Raw genomic sequence first — 22,230 nt, forward strand, 5'->3', positions numbered from 1 at the left:
ACTCGCGTTTTCATAGATTTGCAACCGTCAATGTCCAAACTCATGCTAAGCAAGATGCCTTTCTTTTTCTGTGCTTTTATTAAGCACAATTTATTCTAATAAAAAGTTGCATATGATTCTGCAACTTAATGTTAGCTATCCAGCTTTATTATTCTTTAAAAAATTGGACTCGATCCATTAATTGAGCAATCGTATAACTTCGCAAATACTCAATTGTCTTTAATTCAGCTTCCTGGAGAATCTTTTCAAGTTCAACATCTAACTGCTCAACATCTAACTTTTCTCCGTCTTCTCCGCAATCCACATTAATTTCAGTATCATTGGAAATACTATTTATTGCTTCGTATATATCGCCTATTGTAATCTCTGCTGCAGATTTTTTTAAAAAATATCCACCCTCTCGTCCGCCTTTTGATTCAACAATGCCAGCATTGTTCAATGACTGCATAACTCTGCGAATAAAGGTGGCATGCGAATCGACTTGTCTCGCTATCAACGCACTGCTGATCATGCTGCCACTTTTAGCTAGCCAAACAATGGCATGAATCGCTATTTTTAGACGAGGGGGACCAATGTGAACACCCCGAGACGCTGTACTCAATTTTCTCCCACCTTCTCATTTTAAAATGCAACTTCCATAAGCACATTATACTCAATGAAACATCTATATACAAGTGGGCTTAAATTTTAGCATTGGTTCTTGTTGCGTTGAGTAAAATTCCCGTATTTCTCGTACCAGGTTTTCAGATGTATAAGACGACTAACCCTCATGGATCTTCATTATCTTGTATCTAGCAACGCACGTTTATAAGAAGTAAGGCTTACCTACCATCGTATGATAGTGGGTAAGCCTCTGTAAAACAAACGTTATAATGAGAAGAGAATATTATTAATTACAACTGCAGCTTGCGCACGGGTTGATTTAGACTTTGGTGCAAATTCTCCTTTATCCATTCCGCTTATTATTCCAGCGTTGTGCATTGCAGTAATGCCTTCTAACGCATATGAAGAAATGCCGTTTGCATCGACAAAGCTTAGCGGGGCTTCACTATCTGAGGTCAGCCCGGCATAGGTCGTTGCTTGATAGGCCATTACAACCATATCTTGTCTCGTGATTTCATCTTGTGCACCAAAACTACCGTTCGGTCTGCCTTTAACAATACCTAACCGTTGTGCTGTAGCAACCTCATCATAGTACCATGCGCCTGTTTTGATATCTGAAAAGGTCGTTGTCGCATTGCTATCGGTGAGTTCAAAAACATTCATCAGCATCGCAATGAATTCGGCTCTCGTCACTTTATCGTCCGGATTGAACTTTCCATCCCCTGTTCCGATGATAACGCCCCTTGCAGCTAAAGCCTCAATCGGCTCCTTTGCCCACTCTTTTGTTACATCCTGGAAGTTAACTTCCGTAAAAGCTACTGCAAACTTACCCAATCGCTTAGGCTTAAATTCTATGCCATCTGTCTTTTTGTTTAGTCTTCCATTAACTACAATTTTACAATCTCCATTATCCCTAATTTGGTAGATGACCATCTTATTGGGTTGCTCATCTGATTTCAATTTGTATGGTATTGTCACTTGAACGTCGTTTCTTCCATCAAGCTCACTTACCTTTTTATCATCAATTTCCAAACTAAAACTGTAAACTGGTCTATCGCCCAATGGAATTTTTATCTTCTGTGATAGGCTGGATGAGTTTACTTTAGTCACAGAAACCTTCACATTCTTCGCCTCTGCTGAACTTCTAGAAATCAACTTTGAAGATACATTTAATTTAGCTAATCCTGTCTCGATTTCGAAATTATTAATTAAATATTTTCCATTGCTTAACAATACATCAACAGGAAATTCAATTTCAATTTCATTCATATTTTCAATTGCTTCTACTTTAATTCCAAGTTTGTCTCCATCTGTTTGTTTGAGTGCCCGCTTTACAGTTTCAGCGTTCAGTTGAACAGTTGCTTTTCCATTAGCATTGATCGTTGGTTTCACTCTTATTGTACCATTATCCACCTCAACATTGTCTTGTAGGCTTCCTATAGAGCTCTCTTCTCCAGCCTTGTCTTGTATACTTCCTAAGGAGCTCTCTTCTTCGCTTGATTTTCCTTTCCCTGAATTTTTCTGTTCTTCTTCTACAACTACACGAACACGTTCTAGATTCTCAATTCGTGTAAAGGGTGATTCTTCGTCACCATCACGCTGTGCGGTCACTCTTAGAGCTGGGTAGTAGATTCCTGGCTTGGTATAGATAAAGTATACCGACTCCGTTACCGAGGCCTTAGGGGTACCGAAGGATACCTTCTTGTAGTTCCCCGTACCTTCGAAGTCCCATTCAGTTTTCACAACCTTACTGTTACCAGGAGGGACCGCAGCTTTGCCCTGGAAGGTGACACGTTGGCCGGTCTTAACATGAATTTTAGTCGTGCCGTTAACAAGTAAATCGACGACCGGCTGTATCCCCTTACGATCCGCAGCACTCTCCGGCAACTTGATCTGACCATCGACTACCTTGTATTGGGTTGACTCTGCAGGAGCCACCCCTTGTTCTACCCAAGCGCTTAGGTCACGAAGTGCCTGTTCGAGAATGCCATCATATTGTACAACAGTATAAGTGCTTGCCCCATTATCGTAATGATCCGCATTGTCGTTGAACCAGACACGGAAATGATCATCAAAGCTTTCACCAAGATACTGCTTCACCCTTGCACTATACCAGTCCGAATGCCAAGGAAAAGATCCCATATCGAGCAAGTTGGAGATAAGGATGACTTTTCCTTGAATATGCCCGTTGTGTGAGCCACCTCCTGCAACACCACTCATGATCATGGGGCCAATCTCCATAGGACGCTGAGGATAAATGGGAGTTCCGTCAGCTGCTTTAAATTGATCCCAGGAATAAAAGTTGGGTCCGCTCGGAACCTGGTGACGATGGTACGATAGCAACGCAAGATGCCATCGGTTGTCGATATGCAGTTTGGCACCGCTTTCTAGGGCGCTTAATACGCTATTGGAGTTTTCGCTCCCAATCGTGAAGTTTTTCTTAGTCGGATCAAACGAACCTTTTAGTGTCCCGATCTTTGTCGTTCCGTCAGCTGTATAAAGTGTGTAATCTGCACCGGTTCGAGGCAGTGTTGATGGCGCATTGTCAAGAGAAACGCTTGTCGGTGCATTCTGCTTGTCCCGGCTAACCTGAGTAATGGTGGCCCATTGATCGATCTTGGCGCTGCGGAACAAATCTCCGAGATCCGATTGTTCCGTACCTAGGTAGCCTGGCTTGTTCCAGAAATCTTCGACATAGGTGCTATCCATCGATTTAATCGTGTCTCCGAAACCAAAGAGGAGACTCTGAAGATCGTTCTGGCTGAGTGCCCCCTCCAACCCTCTTAAAGGAACTCCCAACTTCGTCACCTCTTGCAGTACTGCCTTCTCCATGTCATTCAAACTGGAATAAGGGTCACCGCTACCTCCCGGGCTCAATGCGTCCTTTAGCTGTAAAGCCTTGTCTTTGAGCACAAAGTTCGCATAGGCCAATATGAATCCATTGTTTGGAATGGACGTTGGTACAACCGGGACAAATGGCACTGCTCCGTCCCACACTCCCTTAGTATTTTCAATTGCACCAATCGTCTGAAGAGAGCCTCCGCTTCCACCGTATATATATCCATAGATATAATCGTCAGTGTCGTAGTAATCCGCCGCGTACACCTTGGAGAACTTTGCCGCGGCTGCATCAATTCGGTATCCGCTACTTGCATTCGTCTGAACCGTATAAGCCCCGCTGGCTGCGCCGAAAGCAATATGACTATCAAAGGCATTCTCATCATAAAGCGGATATACTTTCTGGAAGAAGCGGCCCTTCCACTGTTCTTTCGGCGGCAAGTAAAAGTTGAACTTCGCTTCAGTACCCTCAAAGTGGCCTGACACTTTATGATGCGGAACTGGAGATGTTAGGTCAACCTCCCTATCAATAACTGGATTATTATACTGTGAGTCGATACACGCTGCTGTGACCCAAAGAGGCCCTCCCGTTTCTTGCGGTGTGCAATCCGATGATGAAGGTGAACCTGATACTCGCGTCACGGTCACCTTATATAGTTTCGTCACCATTCCTTCTTGTCCGGTTACTTCGATGGTGAGGATGTTATTATTAGCGCTCAAGCTCATTGGGTCGCTTGCCTGACTGCTTGCAACAGGTTTCCCGTTTACTTTCATTGTGGCGTTGCTGTCATAGACGCTGGCTGTTACCGAAATACTGGTTACATCGTAAGGAACATTCACACTGTATTCGGTTGTTCCAGCTGCAAAAGCAGGAGTCAGCGTCCCGCTCGATAACACCAGTTCGCTCAGATCCGCGTTTTCCATTCTTTTATAATCGCTAATTGAGGTATTAGCCACATGATCATGTATAGCTAATGAAAAATTTGAATTTGCACTGATTTGCGTCGTATTTGCTACCAAAAATAATAGAGCCGCTAAAATTGCACTGATGATTTTGCTTTTCTTCATTAACTATTCCCCTTCCTTTAGCTACACACCAGGTATAAACAAAACCTCTTAACGTAAGCGTTTCCATACTGTTGTAATCGTTTTCATTTATATCTATATTTAAAGGAACACTGTAACGAACATAGGACTCCATTTGGACTCTGTACATCCATTTGTTAGTTCCGTTGTTGAACAAATTGCACAGCTGTACAAATCACGTCGGAAAATTGAGGCATTTTCCTATTGGATTAAGTAACACCTCAATATTCCTACGTTGTTTGGTCCCACTGAAAATGCTCATATTGGTGGCTGCCTTATTTTACTCTTCCACCTTTTCACACTACTATCATGATATAACTTCCATCAGCCTATCTTTTGCTAATACCTTATTGCTATCCGTTTTCTTGATATCTCTATAGTTATCTGTATTAGTAATAACGATAGAAGTTATAACTTCATATCCCTCCTTTTTAATAGCTTCCACATCAAATTCTACTAATAGGTCTCCGATATTAACTCGATCCCCCTCATTTACATGAGGTACAAAATATTTGCCCTTTAAAGCAACTGTATTAATGCCTATATGAATTAAAATCTCAACTCCATCGTCGGTCTTCAATGCAATAGCATGCTTAGTAACAAAGAACGCTGCAATTTCCCCATTAACCGGCGAAACCACTTTACCTATAGACGGCTCAATTGCTATTCCTTTCCCCATTAATTCTTGGGAGAATGTGATGTCATTTACTTCACTAAGATTTTTAACCTCACCACTTAATGGGCTGTATATTATTTCTGATTTTTGTTTATTATTAAGTGCTGGATCTTTTTTAATTGTTTCTTTTTTATCTTGTATATTAAACATGTTCTTAATAAAATTTGAAAAACTCATAAGAACCCATCCTCTGTAATTTTAATAATTAAATTTAGGATAATATCTCATTTAAACCGCTTTAGACCGAAGCTACAATAATACGGTTAGTAAAGCACTAAATTAACAGAACCCGTAATGCCAGTTGGTTCATGTATAAGGTACTGTGAAAAAAAGTCCTTTTGCTCTTTTTCTAAAGTATTCGTCACTTCAATTACTAAATTATTACTCCCCATTCTTAAGCAATTGCTCACTTCAAAATTATAGGGTGGGCATATTTTACTTCCAACATGGCAGCCATTCATGGAAATATTCACAATTTCATAGGCATCTTTTATGAATATAAATGCATTTTCAAAGTTTTTACTTACGTTGAAGTCTATTTCGTATCTAACCGTACCCGAAAAATCAGGGTATAAATTCGGTGCTGCTAAGTTAACCAGCTTATCTAATACTGTAGTGGTTTCAAATTCAGGATATTTTTCAGAGGTAGATAACGAAATTTTCCACTCACCACTGATCTCCTGAATATCGATCTGCTGCTTATCCGTTATTATGGATTCGATACTCGCCGTTATGTTTTTACTAAAAATAATTATTTTAGATTCATATTTTTCAAGGTTTAATTTAAACTTGCTGCCTTTTTGAGTTCTCTCTAAATTTATATTAAGAACTTTATTTTCAAAGGCATCATATACATATGCATCTAAGTGAAGAGGAACCTCAACCACTGTATTAATGGAATGATACGGATGTTCATTGAAGAACATAAATACATCTCCATCTTGATGGGTATAGTGATAATATCTTAAGTATGGTTGCTGATCAAAAACTTGGATATCATAAATATCTGAATTTTTTAAATCAGTTACTAAATTATCAAGCCCTATTACTTTACAATTTTCAACTTCTTGTAATTTTCGAAGTTCCTTATCAATATTAATACCTTCACTAGAACCCTTTGGAAGATCATCTATAAAATAAACTTTAAACCCAGCCTCTAAGTAAACTAATAGTTTTTCTATTAGTTTTTTTGGTAAAGATTCAGAATATGGTATGACTAGCACTGAAAACGATTCGTTATTTACAATAAGCTTCTTATCTTTAATTTCAGACGTAATTAATATATCAGTGGGCAATATATCAAAATCAATTTGATTTTGCATTAACTCTTTAGCCGGTTTTTGTAATAGCATATATTCACCGGACCACTCTGCTTCACCATGATATAAGACAGCTACGGGTGCTACATGTATCCCATCAGTCAGCAAATGGCTAATCTTATTCGTATAATCATTTAAAATCTTCATGTATCTAAACTGTGGATTTTTACCATGAGCATAAAAGTGAGGTGGACAATCTAAATCTGGAAATTCTTTTGGCGAAAACGCATGTGGTACAAAGTAATTAACTCCTCTAACGAGCATGTGATCCGTTATCCACTTCATTAGCTTTAATCCTTCGCCCCATCCATACGCTCCAAAAACTTCACACATTGTGCGTCCGTTTTTCTTTTCATCCATATGGCCCAAAGAGGCTCCCATTTTAGCTAATGCATAGTGAAAAAACTCACCATCCCAACCTGATGATGTAGATGATTTAAAATATCCTTTATCCATTCCGGGCAATATTTGATGTAATACTACATCTAGCCCTGACATATCTTGTTCCCACAAGCTTCTATAAAAATGACCTGCTCCATAGCCTAATCTGGCATGTGCATTATTATCCTCTATTACATGCCCAATATATTCAACATTATGGGCTCTGGACCATTCCCCCAACTTTTGGGTGAAATTTTCAGAATACAGCTTAGTTATCAAATCCATATATAAATATCTAATTTTATTTTCTTTTGACTTTCCATTCGCCCATAGCAAAGGTAAATATTTAACAACCTCTTCTGAAGTGTTTTTTTGCAATAGGTCTATCAGATCTTCTCTCCATGGCAATACCATGTCAAATCTTCCAATTGAAGCGTGGGGTCCTTTCACATTTCCAAAACGTGGTTCATCTGAAAAAAATCCAGCAATAGTTGTTCCGAAATCTTCTTTATATCTACTTAAGTGTGCTTCATAAACTGTTTCAATTAATACTTGTGTTCCTCTTGCATCAATTGGATTCAAATAACCTTCTGTAGACTTTTCTCCACCATTGAAGGTTTGTACAATAGTGAAAATTCTCCAGTCCCCTTCTGGAATATCAAAGTAAACAACGCCATTCATTAGGTTGTCTGATATATCGCATAAAGTATCAGGATCTATTTCATCACTGTTAATTATCTTCGCTGCAATTACTCCTATGATCTTATCTTCCAAGCTAAATTTGCTTGTTTCCTTTTTAGACTTTTCTACTCCCACGCTCATTACAGCATCTCTTGAACCATTGGCTGCCCACTTTACAATAATTCCTGCATCTTTATATGGACCTGCAAAATCTTGCTGATGGATTTTTAAAAATAATTTTTGTAGATTTGGGTATTCTTTTTTAATTCTTCCATTGGCATAACCTGTTGGAAAATGAGAATCATCTACAATCCACACTTTCATATTACGTTTTCTTGCTTCATCCATAATTACATCCATATCTTCCCACCATTTAGGCCCCAAAAAATCAGGATGAGGACGTGATTCCACACATACAGCTTTTATTCCGGATTCATTAATTTTTTTCATATATTCGCGTAATATACCTTCTTCTTCACCATGCTGCCAGAAGAACGGCATTATATAATTACTTTCCCTATTTTCTAAAACTTCATCTAATTTCTTCATATATTATTCGTTCCTTTCTTGATACTATCTACCAATCACCTTTTTATGTAAGTAGAATAGCAGTTCATTTTATATCAATTAAAAATAAATTATTTCATATAGTATCCATACTTTAGGCATTTAAATATCAAAATAAAAGAAAATAACTAACCAAATCTAACATACAATAAACTTATTCGTTTTTAACATTGAAAATTGAGCCTTTATATATTTGAATTAATTCAAATACGCATACTATCCTCCTTTTACCACCAAATGCGTATGATCTCTATAAATAAAGGATATCATCTTCTCAAATACTCTAAAATATCAAATCATCACGCATTCACTGACCTATCTTAATATTTTCCTCGCATTAAACTTGAAACAAAACTAACCCTATAAAATATATCTATGGGTAGTATGCTTTTTATGCGCATAATATTGCTTTTGATTAGCCATGAGTTCCTTCTTTTAATCGATAATTTAAATTCCCTGTAAACTAGCACAATAAAACCTAAGCACTGATACCATAATTCGTAGTATCAATAGCTTAGGTTTTGAGTTTGTCCAGTATATCTTTTAAGGCTTTTATAAATAGGTTCTGAATTAAAGACATGTTAGCTTTTTAATATTTAAATAACGTTAGAAAGTTATGGTAGACCTGCACCTGGAACCTCGACATCAACAACCTCAATTCGAGAGCCACGTTTAATCTGAGCAGCCTCAGGATTACTTAAGGTATCTACATCTAAATCATTATGCGCATCTACTGTGACAATGAATAATGTCCTGCGCTCAGGTCCTCCTAACATGCATGCTAAAGGTGTAGTTGATACTTTTATGCGGTGAGTTACTTCGCCACCTTCACGTAAACGAATCACCTCACCCCTATTCGGAGTAGCAGCCCAGATAGCGCCTTCAGCGTCAATACAAATCCCATCAGGACCAGCTTCCATATATGCCCAGACACGGCGTCCTGTTAGTGATCCATCTTCTTCAATGTTAAATGCAACAAGCTGTTTCGCAAACGTGTCAGCCGCTATAAGCATATTTCCGTCAGAAGTAATGACCATTCCATTAGGACAAATCATTTTATCAGCTACAACACGCACATCCCCTTCTGGGGTAACCAGTGTTATCCATGCTTCTACTTCTTGGTCAGGCTTATAAGACCGTACGTCATAACCATAACTTCCAACGTAAGCACGTCCCTTATGATCTACTACCATGTCATTAATACCCACTGCTAACTTGCTAAGGTCTGTTACTGCCGACAGCCCACTCGGGTCCTGCCGCAATATTCGGCCATCTCCTGAAACTATAAGCAACCGACCATCAGGAAGCCATCCTAGTCCAGATGGCAAGGTCGGCACATCCACAACGATCTCAGCCTTGCCGTTGATATCAACTTTCATCACTTTTTTACCAAATATATCTGAAAACCAGAGTTTATGCGCATGCCAACGCGGGCCTTCGCCCCACACCAGTTCATCCAAAAGAATTTTAGTTTCATAATTCATAATATACATCTCCTTATCAATATACATTACTTCCAGAAACAAAAGATTAACTTGGATTTATTTACAATATGAACTTAGGATAATATTGCGCAGCTTTCTAGTAAGTGTAGTCGTTCCCGCATCTTTTTTTTGCATCATGAATAGGAATGTTAAATCGTCCTCTGGACAATTACAAAAGTATGCCCCAAGCCAACCATCCCATCCATATTCCCCAAGGCATCCCAAATCTCCAGCTTTACTGCAATCTGTCATTACACGCATTAAGTTTCCATAACTGTGTCCGCTTAACGTTAGCCATTCATCAAAGCTTTTCTGCTGTATCTCATTTAAAGTTCCTGATGTCAGATATTTCACTGTTTTAGGTCGCAAAATCTGAACGTCGTCAAGATTTCCTCCATTCATAAGCATTGTAGTAAATTTTGAGTAATCATCTATTGTAGACGCAAGTCCTGCTCCTCCAGATTCAAATGCCGGATCCATATCCATCTGATTAATAATACCCAAATTATTTCCGGTATAAGGCTGTAATTTACCTAGCCCATTGTCTTCATATGCTCTTACAAGACGGTGCCTTTTCTCTGATGGTATCCAAAAACCAGTATCCCACATTCCCAGTGGTTCAAATAATTCCTTCTTTAAAAATTCTCCATAGCTTATACCACTAGCTATTTCTATAACAGCCCCGAGTACATCAGCAGAGGTCCCGTAATTCCAAGAAGTTCCTGGTTGAAAGGCAAGGGCGCACTCTCCTAGTCTGCTCATAGCTTCCACAGTACTCAATGGAGAATCCCCTAATAGCCTATTCTTTATTTCTATGAATAATGCTTCAGTATCCCGACCAGCTCTGTTATCCCCGCCGTAAACCAAGCCTGAGGTCATTGAAAGCAAATCTTTTAAATTTACTTCACGTACCGCCGGAACCAGCTTGCCTCCCTCATCAACCATCTGATTTTTAAAACTAGGAATATACTTACTTACTGGATCATATAAATCTATATCGCCTCGCTCTAGTAGTATCATTACACCAGCAGCTGTAACAGGTTTAGTCATAGAATACAGTCTAAAAATGGAATCTCTTTTTATTGGAATTCCAGCTTCCTTATCTGCCCAACCATCTTCATGGTAGAAAATTTCTTTTCCATCTTTGATAATCATTAAATTTGCGCCGGCTATGTAGTCATTGTCTATGCTATTTCTTAAAGTTTTTTTTATCTGACTGTTTTCTGTATCATTAATCATTTTGGACCCCTCCATATTCCTACTATTTACTGTTACTTTGCTTTTATAAAACAATTGGAAAATAAGATATAGCAGATTATATACTAACCTGCTATATCTTACTAATTGCATATTTAATTAATTGGTCGGAACCTATTCACTGATTTTATAAGAGGCGTAATATTCCCTATTCTTACTTTGCGTATAGCCATCTTCTAAAATATAGACATTCGTTTTTAACCGGATATCCTCCGAAGAAGAGCCTATCATCACATCAAATTCCCCTGCTTCTATCTTCCATTTCATATCTTCATCTAGGAATGCAAGTTGACTAGGATCAATATAGAAATCTACTTTTTTCTTTTGTTTAGCTTCTAAAGGTATTCTACAAAATCCAACCAATTCCTGTGCTGGTCTAACTAAAGATGCCACTTTATCACATACATAGATTTGGGCAATTTCAACACCAGCTGTATCCCCTGAGTTTTCTACTTCAAAACTAGTATGAATCTTCTCAAATGGTTTTATCTTTGATTTTTCTGTTTGTAGATTATGATAATCAAATGTAGTATACGATAAACCATAACCAAAATAATATCTTGGAGTATGGGGAAGATCGATATATCTAGTAAATGGGGAACCGGTTTGAACATGATAACTTGATCCCTGACTGTGGTTATAATAAAGTGGCGCTTGAGCCGAACTATATGCAACAGAAACTGGAAGTTTACCACTTGGATTATTTGTACCAAGAATTGTTTCTACAATAGCTTGACTACCAAACTCCCCAGGGTTCCAAGCTTCAATAATTGCAGAAGCATATTTATCAGCAGCATCACTAGATATAGGCCTTCCATCTAAATGAACAACTATAAAAGGAATTCCACTCTCGCCTAATTTCACTAAAAACTCTTCTTGGCATTGAGGAAGATTAATACTACTTGAGTCAATCCCTTCTCCTGTTGAGCATGATGTTCCCCATCCATATTTTCCGCCAACCGTAACAATTGTAACATCAGATTCTTTCGCAAGTTTTAACGCATCTTCATGATGACGAGCATCATTCCCTACATAAGGATAACCATACTGATATTGAATATCAGAGTTTGGACAAGATTGCTTAAACTGTTCTAAAATATTTTTACAATGCTTATACGCTTTACTTGCAACTTGTTCAAGCTTTGGAATTTCTACATCAATAATACTCCCAGGATATGTGTCTTTCTTTTTATTTCTCCAAAGCACGTCATCTGTTTGTACTTCAATACCTGCCATCGTATTTCTAGCACCCATAGCAAGTTCTAATACGCTACCATATGAATACCCACCGAATAAGCTTCTTGTAGATCTTGCATTATGTCCAATTATAGCTATTTTTTTATCGGCTGCATCTAATGGTAAAATCCCATTATTCTTAAGAAGAATTAATGATTCTCTGGCATATTTCAAACTAACCTTTTTTGATTCTTCCTTGTTGAATACTTCATTTATTTTTTCATATGAAGAAGGAAATGGATTTTCAAAAATTCCGAGTCTAAACTTCTCAGTTAAAACTCTTAATACAGTTTCATCTAGAAGCTGAATATTTATTTTACCTTCTTCCAATAGTTGAATTAAATTGTCCCCATAAGCACTTGGTGTTGGTAATTCTAAATCAAATCCAGCATTCAATGCCTTTACTGCAGCTTCATTCTTTCCTTCACAGACTTTCATTCGTGTAAAAAGCTCTTCAATAGAAGCATAGTCTGCGACAAGTAGTCCATCAAAGCCCATTTCTTTTCTCAATAGGTCTTGCAATAAATATTTAGATGCAGCTACTGGCTCACCATTTACACTTCCGTATTGATTCATGACTGAGCGAAGATTTCCTTTACTAATTGCAGATTGAAACGGCTTTCCGAAAATCTCCTGCAACTCCCTCTCAGGAACATTAGTCGCAGCAGCATGTATTCCGCCTTGCCCAGCATGATAACCAATAAAATGCTTGCTAGTAGCCATAATATTATATTCATCATTTTCTCCAGAATTTTGGATACCTACAACATATGAAGTTCCTAGTGCAGAAACAAGAGTAGGGTCCTCTCCATAACTTTCTCCTTGACGACCTAAACGTGCATCTCGAGTAACATCAAGAACTGGAGCTAAAGCATGTTTAATTCCAACTGCACTCATTTCTTTTCCTATTATTTTCCCTGCCTCATACTCAAGTTCTGGATCCCAGGCAGAGCCTCTACCAATTCCTGTAGGAAAACTTGTTGCTTCTGGCATCAATGCTCCAGTTAATCCTTCAATATGAAAAAGAGCAGGTATATCAAATCGACTACATTCCATTACTTTTTTTTGATAGTCTCTAAGCTTATCGGCTACCATTTCCTTAGAATCATCCCAGGCAGCAGCCAAAAAAGCTATTGCACCAACCCCATTGTGAAAAGAATTTTCTAAATTCGGACCATTTTTATCCTTAGGGTTATAGCATTGCAACTGAGCAACTTTTTCTTCTATGCTCATTCTATGAATTAAATCCTTAGCACGCTCTTCTGCCGACAATGTTGTATCTTTATATCTAAATTTATTCATGATAAATCCTCCCTTTTTACTTCAGTGCTTCGTCCGCTTTCGTTGTAAAGTATGTTAAAACTGCACTGAGAGTAAAGCTCACGAAAAAGCAGATGAAAAATCCTATAAGTGGGCCTGGATCACCACTCGGATCCATTTGGGCACCAAATGTTAAAATTCCTCCAACAGCAGCTGGCGAAAATTGATTTGTTCCTAAGATTGTATTCAATGGTCCAGCAATTCCTCCAGCAATCATTGCGCAAATAAACGGTTTCCTGTATGGCAAAGCAATCCCGAATATGGCTGGTTCAGTAATACCAAACAGTGCAGAAGTCATGGCCGAATAACCAGTAGCTTTATTTTCTTTTCGTTTAGTCTTAAGTGCAAAACCAAGTGCAGCTCCAGCTAATGCCCAAACTCCCATACCTAAAATCGGGCTCAACGCATTAGAACCATTTCTTAGGGTGATATCGGTCAAAATAGGAATAAACGCATAATGTAATCCAAAAAGCACACAAAGCTGCCAAAAGGCACCGAATATTACACCAGTAGCTAAAGGGAATAAATTATAAACTCCCATAGTACCATTCGCTAACAACTCACTTACTTTTACAAATATCGGACCAACCACCATGAATGTGAAAGGCACCATTACCAAAAGTAATATCATAATTTTAAGGAATTCTAAAAATGGTGGTATGAACCTCTCTAGATACTTCTCTAACTTTGCAGCAATAAAAGTACTAAACATAACAGGAAAAATCGAATTACCGTATGAAGTTAAAATAACCGGGATTTTCAGAAATGTTAAAGCTGTACCCTCATCATGTAATTTTACAATACCTGGGAATACCAGTGATGCTCCTATCGCAGCAGCAACATAAGGGTTGGAGTCAAATGTCTTCGCAACTGAAAATGCTACAATTATGGGTAAGAAGTATAAGAAAGCATCATTTATATTTTGCAAAATAATAAAAGTACCATCTGTTGTCTGCAATACGCCTGCCATAAGAAATATAGCCAAACAACCTTTAATAATACCTACCGCGGCCATTGTTGGCACTAGTGGAAAAATCATTTTCATAAGTGATCTGGATAGCCTGTTAATCAAACTTGCTTTATTTTTTGTTTTAACTTTATCAATTTTTTCCTTGATATGATCTTCATTAGCATTGCCTTTTAATATAGAATCAACTTCAGCATAAACATCTTTAACAACATTACCGACAATTACTTGATATTGCCCACCAGCTTTCATAACACCCAATACTTTATCAATACCTTTGATTTCATTCTCATTGGGAATTGATTCATCAGCTAAAACAAATCTCAATCTGGTTACACAGTGCGTAACACTTACAATATTCTCTGGTCCTCCAACTTTTTCAACGATTGCTTTTGCTGAATCTTTTAAATTCATACAAACTTCCCCTTATTAAAAATTGTTTGGATTCCATTCCGACTTCCATTGAATGACTGGGATGTTATCTCTAAATTCTACAGGTAGCCAAACATAATCAGACTCACTTGTATTAATGTTCCATGAGCTCTTCTCTTTTTTTCTTGTTAAGTCAACAACCCACCGATCCCCAATCGCAATGAATAAATCTTGATTAGGTACTTTAAATACACTACTTATTTGGGAATTGAAAGTGTTCTTTTCCGTATCCTCTATACACGGATCTCCAATAATATACCAAGGTCCATGTATATTATCTGCTTTGGCACTAAGCGTTTGATTAGGATAATAACCAGTTGTCCCAGACGTAAACATAAAGTATTCATTTTCTCTTTTAAAGATAGCAGGCGCTTCACGTGCCAATGGAGGTGAACTAAAATGCAAATGCGTTGAATATTTTCCTGTTAAATTTTTATAATCGTCAGTTAAATCTGCAATTACAATTTCTGTATGAACTTTTCCAAAGATAATGTATGCCTGATCATTATCATCAACAAACAAATCAAAATCACCACTGCTCATATCTAAAGGAACTATTGTGTCAATAAGCTTAAACTCTTCATTAATACTTTTCGATGTTGCGATTCCCATATATTGATAATTCCAATCTCGTGGATTCTCATCTGTCCCTGCTAATTTCATCCACATTACAAATTCTTCATTTTTTTTGTTATAAATGATATGGGGACGATCCATAATTCTAGAAGGATGTAACAGGTTATTAACATCTGAAGGCGCCTTCAGAATAGTTTTTTCAAATTTCCAATTTATTAAATCCTCAGATGAATAACAATTAACACCATTATGCCAAACGCCACTACCCGGAATTGTATTTTCCTTATTTTCCCCATACCAGTAATAGACACCATCTACATACATTACAGAACTACCATGAGCTTGTATACGCTTACCTTTTGTATCAAGCCAAACCTGACCTGGTCGAATAGAATTAGACATTTAAAACTTCTCCTTATAAAAGATAATAGTTAAATCCCTACTCTTACATTATTAGATCTAAATACGGAAAATTTAAATATATCCTATATTGAAACTTAATGTTGGTCTCTTTTTTAATTACAGGAATTACCCCTTTCAACACTCATATAGCTCCTTGTTCACACTTAATAATAAGTCAACTGACAATAAATACGTTTTCTGTAAAATGAGTGTTTTCGTTGGATATACTAACTGATAAAAACTATAGTTTTAGATGAAATTATATAGACGTCTCTATATTTGTGACCTCAAGGAAGCTATTAAATAATTCCCTTGAAGAAAGGATAGCATTTTCTTAATTGCTCTTTAATATCAAATAAACACATATTGACTGACCGATTTTAATATCATAACCTACTATATAATGACTAACCTTGAGAGGGGTTTCAACTATGAATCACGATGAATTAGATAGAATGCTTAGAGTTTTAACAGAAAAAGAGCTAAAATATAAATCAAATCCTGTTATATCGGAAAGATATAAAAAAATGGAGATAATTAACTGTGAAGGGCATGATGCTTATTTATTTGATGATAATGATATGAATATGGGCGAAAATATCACCCCACGTAAACATACACGATTTGTTGAAGTACCCATGCATGTTCATACTTATATCGAACTTAGTTATGTATATTCAGGAGAATTTACAGAGGTCATAAAAGATAAGACTGTAAAACTGAAAGAAGGACAGATATCTATTATAGATACAGGAATTCCTCATTCTATTTTACCAACTACTGAAAATGACATTATTATAAATATATTAATGAGTAAAGAATACTTTTCAACTGCCTTTCTTAGCAGGCTATCAAGTAAAGGCATTATCTCAGAGTTTTTAATTAATGCTATTTCTGATAAGAGGGATCATGATAATTATATAATATTTAATTCCGAAAATAACAAAAAAATCCCTATATATATAAGAGAGCTTCTTTGTGAATATTTTGATAAATCTTTATGTTCAAATGAAATCATTGATTGCTTTATGGTGCTTATATTTTCTGAATTATTGAGGGTATTTCAGTACGACTCTAGCCACTCTAACTCTAAATCATTAAATAATGCACCTGTTATAGAAATACTTAACTATTTAGAGAAAAATTATATGACATGTACTTTGATTTCCACAGCTAAGCATTTCAATTTTCATCCAAACTATCTAAGTAATTTAATTAAAAAAACTACTAATAGATCTTTTTCTGAAATTATATTACTTCAAAAGTTAACTAGAGCCTCTATCTTACTTGAAAATACTGACGTTCCTATTTATGGGATCGCAAACGAAATAGGTTATAACAATTTAAATTTCTTTTACAAAAAGTTCAAGGAATATTTTGGTGTAACACCAAAAGAATTTCGAGACAATTCTATTTCTAAATCTATTCAAAAATTTAAGTGAAAATATTTGCTTTTTTGAAGTTTTTCATACCATCATTATGCTAACTAAAAAATCCCCTAGCGGGGTCTATTCAGCTATCTCTCCCTGTATAGGCAAAAGCAGCCCTATAGGGCTGCCTCTTCTGCTGTAATCATACTAATTGCTCGTATATTTTACCCAGTCATATTCGGCGTACAGCGGATTTGCTCCATTATATGACCCTAACCAGCTATCTACTCCGGTACCATTCCATAAATTCATCATAATTTTGCCTGGCGTACTCGGAATATTCGTGGTTGCTGTATGTTTCAGAACACCGTCAACGTACCATTTAATATACCCTGGCTGCCAATCGAAAGCATAGGTATGGAAGCTCGTTGAAGCATCAAAGCCAAGATTGATAATTTTCTCGTGCCCACCGACTCCATTGGTATAATAGTTAAACTGTACTTTTGTCGTGTCCTTTCCTAAAAATTCGATATCTATTTCATCCCATTGCGTGCCATGGGAAGGTCCTGTATACGTGAAAAAGGATGAGACAATTCCCGTGTTTTTAGCAGGCTTCATGCTGACCTCGTACAGGCCATATCCGTAATTGTTCGTTGATCGGTACTCCCCACAATCAAATTTGTTGTTCGCCGGACTCGTTAAACTCAGCTTGAGCTTTCCATCATTCGTAAAGTTAACATTGTTGGCACGCCAAGTGCAATTGAACATCTGCCCATTGGAGTACCCATCTGCCTTTTGCCAAGTACTTGAATTAAAATAACTTAATGGTTCCCAGAACACATTCCCCGCAAATGCGCTTACCGAAAAAAACAGAGAAATCACACCTGTGATCATCAGCGTAAACCAAGACTTCTTCTTCATCATACACCTCCAAGGACAATTTCAAATATGAATGAAAGTTGTGGAACGTGGTTTCCAGCAAACGTAATATGATCTGCCGAAAACCAAATAATAGAGCTTGCCTGGACATTTACCCGCTAATAGCGTTCTCTTGGAATAACAGGGCGGGTCCCTCGATTTTGCAAAAGCTCCAAAACAACTACTGTTTATATGAGCGATCATAATGAAAATTCAATAAAATCCACGTAGGCATCCCAAGTGCCGTCATCACTCGTCAAGGCGAGTTTGATCTCCTGATCTCCAGTAGCGTGAGTAATATTGGACAAGGTTTGGACAGTCGGCGTTTTGCCCGTGAAATTGAAGGAACCTACAGTTACTCCGCCAATAACCAAGTCCACCTTGGCCGTACCAGCATTGCTTGAAGCCCCCCGCACTGAGATATTATGCGTAGAGTTGGCAAAATACTGTGAATATGATACATAGTCAGCATTGGCATACAAAGCGACCCCGTCAAACGGTGCACTGATCTTGCCTGCATAAGTGCCGCCAATCTTCATATTCTCGGCTTCAACCTTGGTTATCGTATTCCCTCCCGTGTTGGGAGTGAACTGCCAGGCATCCAAATTTAACAGATTGCCGCTGCCTGACCCAGTAAACACCAGATAGATGTTGTGAACCCCCGTTGCATTATTGATCGTGGTTTCTACTTCTCTCCAGGTCTGCATACCTCCAGTTGAAGGTACTTTCAAGGAGCCGACTAGAGGGCCTGTTTCACTGTCAAGCCGTACTTCAATGTTGCCACCGACATTAGTAGCCACATTAGCTTTGAATGTCTTCGCTCCGGCAGAGCCAAAATCAGCCTTCCCGACAGCGATCCAGTCCCCATTATGGATGTTGGTCACATTCAGATTGCTAATCGGGCCGCCACTGGCTTGTGTGGGTTCGGTCGTAACGCCTGCTTGCCAGGCAATGGTCTCCGCTTCAACTCTGGTATATGGGTTCATATTGGATAGCTGAGCGATTCCTGTCATATTCCCTTGCACCTCAGAGATGCTTCCGTCCTCCTTGTACACCAGCTTATTAATATGCGGAGAGCGATAGCCTTTTCCAGCTCCAATTTGAGCCTTGCTGACCGTTTGGGCATGGTATACGACATACCATTCATTCTTAAAATTAAATACAGCATGGTGGTTGTTGCCTCCAACGCCGAAGAACGTATACGGATTTTTTAGGAAATGACCTTTATAAGTGAAGGGACCCATCGGGTTGTCGCTAACCATATAACCGATTTCACCTGCAGGGTACTGTTGAGGGTGTGTTCCGGCAAAGTTGATACAGTACGAATAGTAGTATTTGCCGTTGTATTTATGAATACCGGAATCTTCAAACAGGTAAGGAGCGTCTATAGTGGTGGCGCTTCCAATAACGCTGGTCATATCTGCGCCTAATTTGATGACTCTGGCGGTTTTAGGATTTGCAATGGAAGCCGGATCCGACTCATTAGGAATTCCGCCACCGCTATACAGGTATCCCGTGCCATCATCATCTACCAGTACAGCCGGGTCAAAAAGCCAAGTCACGCCAGCCATCCCAGGTGTACTATGTGTCACAAGCGCTTTGCCAAGGGGATCTGTCCAAGGTCCGATAGGCGTGTCTGCTGTTAGGACACCAATACCTGCTCCCCCATTGGCAAAATATAAAAAGAACTTGTCTCTGCCATTTATTTTTTTATGCGCAACTGCTGGAGCCCAAGAGTTAGAGGCCCATTTGGCAATGCCTCTTCCACTGTTTTTGTTGTTGGCACCTGCGACTGGTATCGTTCCGTGATCCGTCCAGTTCACCATGTCTGTAGAGGATATGACCTGGATACGATCCAGCGCACTGAAGTCGTTCTCTTTAATCGATCCATCCTTGTTATACACGTACGTATCACTTGACATGTAAATATACACTCTTCCATCATACACCAATGAATAGGGATCAGCTCCCAATTTATGATCCATTAGAGGATTGGAATTTCCAGGTAGCTTTGCCAGTGGTCGATTGGCAGCATCTACATTTAGCATGGGAAAGACGCTGAGCAATAAAGCGAAGGAAAGAAATAAAACTAGACATTTTCTAATCATAACATAACCTCCGTTTTTTATATGGTCTAAAGCTGAGCTATCCGTAAATTTATCAAACTTAAGAATATGCTCAGACCTCTACCCGCAAGGAGAACTGACGTAAAGAGTGGTAAGGGATAGAAATAATCTGAAACCGCTTACAAATTATTGTTTGGAAACGCTCTACAAGAGAAGTCAATACTTACTTATCTCTGTCCTTATGCTGTGAACTTCAGTATTAATTGAATAAAGTATAGAATATAAAATATTAAGCACTAATATGTAATTCAATTCATAATAATGGATTTATTTGGAACGATCATACCATACTCTATCAAATATAACAATATCATTCTAATTTAAAAGAGCACACCAAAAGGGATGTAACCTACCGATTTGCTCTGTGAAATACTGACGTTTTTCCGTAACCGTTTAAGTATAATATTTGCCCTGAGTGGGTTGAGTTTGATTGTAGGCGAGCAAATTAAGGGCAGACTGTCTGTTAGGGTTATTGAGCAAAATCCACCCGCTAAATACATCACAATTTAGGCTTGGTCCACCGAAAGTTGAGTTAGGTTATTTCTAAAATCGGGCGCTCTCCTCTGTTGGACAGCGCCGATTTACAACCTTGATTAAGGCAAGATAACTACCGTCGGTATCGTTCCGATGAGGAAGATCCAGAAGCATTGTCTCTTCAACCTGGTTATCGTCTAACCCATAGCTGTTTGTCAGGCATAAACGAATATGATTATTGCATATAGCGTTCGCCATCCATGACAATGGTTTGTCCAGTGAAATAACCAATTTTCGGATTGGCAAGCTGGAGCACAAGCTCTGGATCACTTCTTTTTAGCTCGCACCATATATCAACAAAAGCAAGCTCATAAAAAATTGAGCGGATTGTATATCCTTATAGCTGAAGCTTATTATCACCAAAAAGATTTTGAGACCGCTTCGTATTACTACAGGCAAGGCCTTCCTGCTCAATGACAAAAAACCTCAGGGCTCCTTCTAGATGGATAAGGTCCCTGAGGTTTAATCATTTATATTCATTTATGGCTCATAACGCTTAATAACGATGACCGATTGTGGCCACCAATGCCGAAGGGATTGGATAGCCCGATATTTTAATGAGGCTTTACGTGCTTCGTGAGGCACATAGTCCAGATGAACCGTTGACCGAATGAGTGCTGGAATTGGCCTTTTTTTCAAATGGTGAAAAGCAGACTGAGCATGTTTCGAAACTTGAGAGAGCAACGAAATGAGAATGGATCGTTGTTATATCAGAAAAAAATATTTTGCAGGCCAGGGCCGTCGGTTTGAGCCGCTACCCTTGCCTGCAAACTGAAATCATTTCTTTTAAAAAAATGAAAACTGATTTAGAAAATAAAGTCGATGGAATCCGGCGAGAAGCCTTCCGGCTGCTCGTCCGAGTTCACCTGAATTTCGCTTAATAGCAAATCTGGATTAGCTCCAACCTGGGACAGGATCGCTATCAAATCTCCGGTTAATCGTTCAATAGCATCTGCGCCAAACAGCTTCGTGCAATATTCAAAGGAACCCTTGATCTGCCCGTCTTCATCACTCATGGACAAGGTCAAATCGAATTTGGAGGTCCTGTGTTCCTTAACATAAGGACTAAAGGACAGCGTTTCAAGTTGCGCTTCCTGTGACTCTGTATTTTCCAGTACAAACATGGTGTCAAACAACGGATTACGGCTTGCATCCCGCGCTACATCCAGCTTTTCCACCAGTTCTTCAAGCGGATAATCCTGATGCTCGAAGGCTTGCAGCGTACGTTCTCGGGCTTCCAGCAGGTAGCTGTGGAACGTTTGGTTGCCCTGCGGCTGGTGCCGGATGGCTAGTGTATTAACGAACATGCCGATCAGTGGCTCCAGTTCAGGCAACAAGCGGCCTGCTACCGGCGTACCAATGATCAAATCGTCCTGACCACTGTATTTGGACAGCAGGACGGTATAGGCACTCAGTAGCACCATGTACAGCGTACTTCCGGTCTGTGCCGCGATTCG

General features: G+C 38.5%; 15 protein-coding genes. 1 reads left to right on the plus strand and 14 read right to left on the minus strand.

The window, feature by feature from the left end; translation table 11 throughout:
* Nucleotides 1-148: 148 nt before the first annotated feature.
* The 9 genes from HFE01_RS24975 to HFE01_RS25015 all read right to left on the minus strand — a co-directional run bounded on the left by HFE01_RS24975 (nucleotide 149) and on the right by HFE01_RS25015 (nucleotide 15,825).
* On the minus strand, nucleotides 149-601 hold the full coding sequence (locus HFE01_RS24975) for an RrF2 family transcriptional regulator (RefSeq protein ID WP_025364889.1): 453 nt from the start codon (nucleotides 599-601) through the stop codon (nucleotides 149-151).
* Nucleotides 602-867: 266 nt separating this feature from the next.
* The gene (locus HFE01_RS24980; protein ID WP_107733603.1) at nucleotides 868-4,509 is read right to left on the minus strand and encodes an S-layer homology domain-containing protein; all 3,642 of its coding nucleotides are present in this window, start codon (nucleotides 4,507-4,509) and stop codon (nucleotides 868-870) included.
* Nucleotides 4,510-4,834: 325 nt separating this feature from the next.
* Complete coding sequence (locus tag HFE01_RS24985) at nucleotides 4,835-5,380, minus strand: PTS sugar transporter subunit IIA (protein ID WP_107733604.1); 546 nt, start codon at nucleotides 5,378-5,380, stop codon at nucleotides 4,835-4,837.
* 86 nt (nucleotides 5,381-5,466) lie between these two features.
* Nucleotides 5,467-8,133 (minus strand): glycosyl hydrolase, encoded by a 2,667-nt coding sequence (locus HFE01_RS24990; RefSeq protein ID WP_107733605.1) that lies wholly within the window; start codon nucleotides 8,131-8,133, stop codon nucleotides 5,467-5,469.
* 632 nt (nucleotides 8,134-8,765) lie between these two features.
* Nucleotides 8,766-9,635 carry an SMP-30/gluconolactonase/LRE family protein gene (locus HFE01_RS24995; protein ID WP_107733606.1) on the minus strand — a complete coding sequence of 290 codons (870 nt, stop codon included), beginning with the start codon at nucleotides 9,633-9,635 and terminating at the stop codon, nucleotides 8,766-8,768.
* A gap of 57 nt (nucleotides 9,636-9,692) precedes the next feature.
* Nucleotides 9,693-10,874 carry a serine hydrolase domain-containing protein gene (locus HFE01_RS25000; RefSeq protein WP_107733607.1) on the minus strand — a complete coding sequence of 394 codons (1,182 nt, stop codon included), beginning with the start codon at nucleotides 10,872-10,874 and terminating at the stop codon, nucleotides 9,693-9,695.
* A gap of 132 nt (nucleotides 10,875-11,006) precedes the next feature.
* Nucleotides 11,007-13,430, minus strand: coding sequence for a glycoside hydrolase family 3 N-terminal domain-containing protein (locus tag HFE01_RS25005; RefSeq protein WP_107733608.1), 2,424 nt, complete (start codon nucleotides 13,428-13,430; stop codon nucleotides 11,007-11,009).
* 16 nt (nucleotides 13,431-13,446) lie between these two features.
* Nucleotides 13,447-14,829, minus strand: coding sequence for a PTS transporter subunit EIIC (locus HFE01_RS25010; RefSeq protein WP_107733609.1), 1,383 nt, complete (start codon nucleotides 14,827-14,829; stop codon nucleotides 13,447-13,449).
* 15 nt (nucleotides 14,830-14,844) lie between these two features.
* Complete coding sequence (locus HFE01_RS25015; RefSeq protein WP_107733610.1) at nucleotides 14,845-15,825, minus strand: family 43 glycosylhydrolase; 981 nt, start codon at nucleotides 15,823-15,825, stop codon at nucleotides 14,845-14,847.
* A gap of 431 nt (nucleotides 15,826-16,256) precedes the next feature.
* Here HFE01_RS25015 and HFE01_RS25020 point away from each other — a divergent pair, with 431 nt between their 5' ends.
* Complete coding sequence (locus tag HFE01_RS25020) at nucleotides 16,257-17,267, plus strand: AraC family transcriptional regulator (protein ID WP_016820935.1); 1,011 nt, start codon at nucleotides 16,257-16,259, stop codon at nucleotides 17,265-17,267.
* Nucleotides 17,268-17,402: 135 nt separating this feature from the next.
* On the opposite strand, the gene bglS is transcribed toward HFE01_RS25020, so the two are convergent.
* From bglS to HFE01_RS25045, 5 genes are all read right to left on the minus strand, one after another.
* Nucleotides 17,403-18,116 (minus strand): beta-glucanase, encoded by a 714-nt coding sequence (bglS, locus tag HFE01_RS25025; protein ID WP_017426919.1) that lies wholly within the window; start codon nucleotides 18,114-18,116, stop codon nucleotides 17,403-17,405.
* Between the two features lie 197 nt (nucleotides 18,117-18,313).
* Complete coding sequence (locus HFE01_RS25030; RefSeq protein WP_107733611.1) at nucleotides 18,314-20,221, minus strand: carbohydrate-binding protein; 1,908 nt, start codon at nucleotides 20,219-20,221, stop codon at nucleotides 18,314-18,316.
* A 561-nt stretch (nucleotides 20,222-20,782) separates the two neighbouring features.
* Nucleotides 20,783-21,019, minus strand: coding sequence for a hypothetical protein (locus HFE01_RS25035; RefSeq protein WP_146169075.1), 237 nt, complete (start codon nucleotides 21,017-21,019; stop codon nucleotides 20,783-20,785).
* Nucleotides 21,020-21,253: 234 nt separating this feature from the next.
* Nucleotides 21,254-21,412, minus strand: coding sequence for a hypothetical protein (locus HFE01_RS25040; protein ID WP_167442879.1), 159 nt, complete (start codon nucleotides 21,410-21,412; stop codon nucleotides 21,254-21,256).
* Nucleotides 21,413-21,579: 167 nt separating this feature from the next.
* Nucleotides 21,580-22,230 (minus strand): condensation domain-containing protein (locus HFE01_RS25045; protein WP_167438747.1); only part of this gene is annotated, 651 nt, incomplete at its 5' end.

Source organism: Paenibacillus sp. EKM10P, from assembly GCF_011800655.1.
Lineage (GTDB): Bacteria > Bacillota > Bacilli > Paenibacillales > Paenibacillaceae > Paenibacillus > Paenibacillus polymyxa.

Bases quoted from the DNA above. Each gene is read 5' to 3' on its own strand.
- HFE01_RS24980 (WP_107733603.1), bottom strand. From the start codon at position 4,509: ATGAAGAAAAGCAAAATCATCAGTGCAATTTTAGCGGCTCTATTATTT.
- HFE01_RS24985 (WP_107733604.1), bottom strand. From the start codon at position 5,380: ATGAGTTTTTCAAATTTTATTAAGAACATGTTTAATATACAAGATAAA.
- HFE01_RS24990 (WP_107733605.1), bottom strand. From the start codon at position 8,133: ATGAAGAAATTAGATGAAGTTTTAGAAAATAGGGAAAGTAATTATATA.
- HFE01_RS24995 (WP_107733606.1), bottom strand. From the start codon at position 9,635: ATGAATTATGAAACTAAAATTCTTTTGGATGAACTGGTGTGGGGCGAA.
- HFE01_RS25000 (WP_107733607.1), bottom strand. From the start codon at position 10,874: ATGATTAATGATACAGAAAACAGTCAGATAAAAAAAACTTTAAGAAAT.
- HFE01_RS25005 (WP_107733608.1), bottom strand. From the start codon at position 13,430: ATGAATAAATTTAGATATAAAGATACAACATTGTCGGCAGAAGAGCGT.
- HFE01_RS25010 (WP_107733609.1), bottom strand. From the start codon at position 14,829: ATGAATTTAAAAGATTCAGCAAAAGCAATCGTTGAAAAAGTTGGAGGA.
- HFE01_RS25015 (WP_107733610.1), bottom strand. From the start codon at position 15,825: ATGTCTAATTCTATTCGACCAGGTCAGGTTTGGCTTGATACAAAAGGT.
- HFE01_RS25020 (WP_016820935.1), top strand. From the start codon at position 16,257: ATGAATCACGATGAATTAGATAGAATGCTTAGAGTTTTAACAGAAAAA.
- bglS (WP_017426919.1), bottom strand. From the start codon at position 18,116: ATGAAGAAGAAGTCTTGGTTTACGCTGATGATCACAGGTGTGATTTCT.
- HFE01_RS25030 (WP_107733611.1), bottom strand. From the start codon at position 20,221: ATGATTAGAAAATGTCTAGTTTTATTTCTTTCCTTCGCTTTATTGCTC.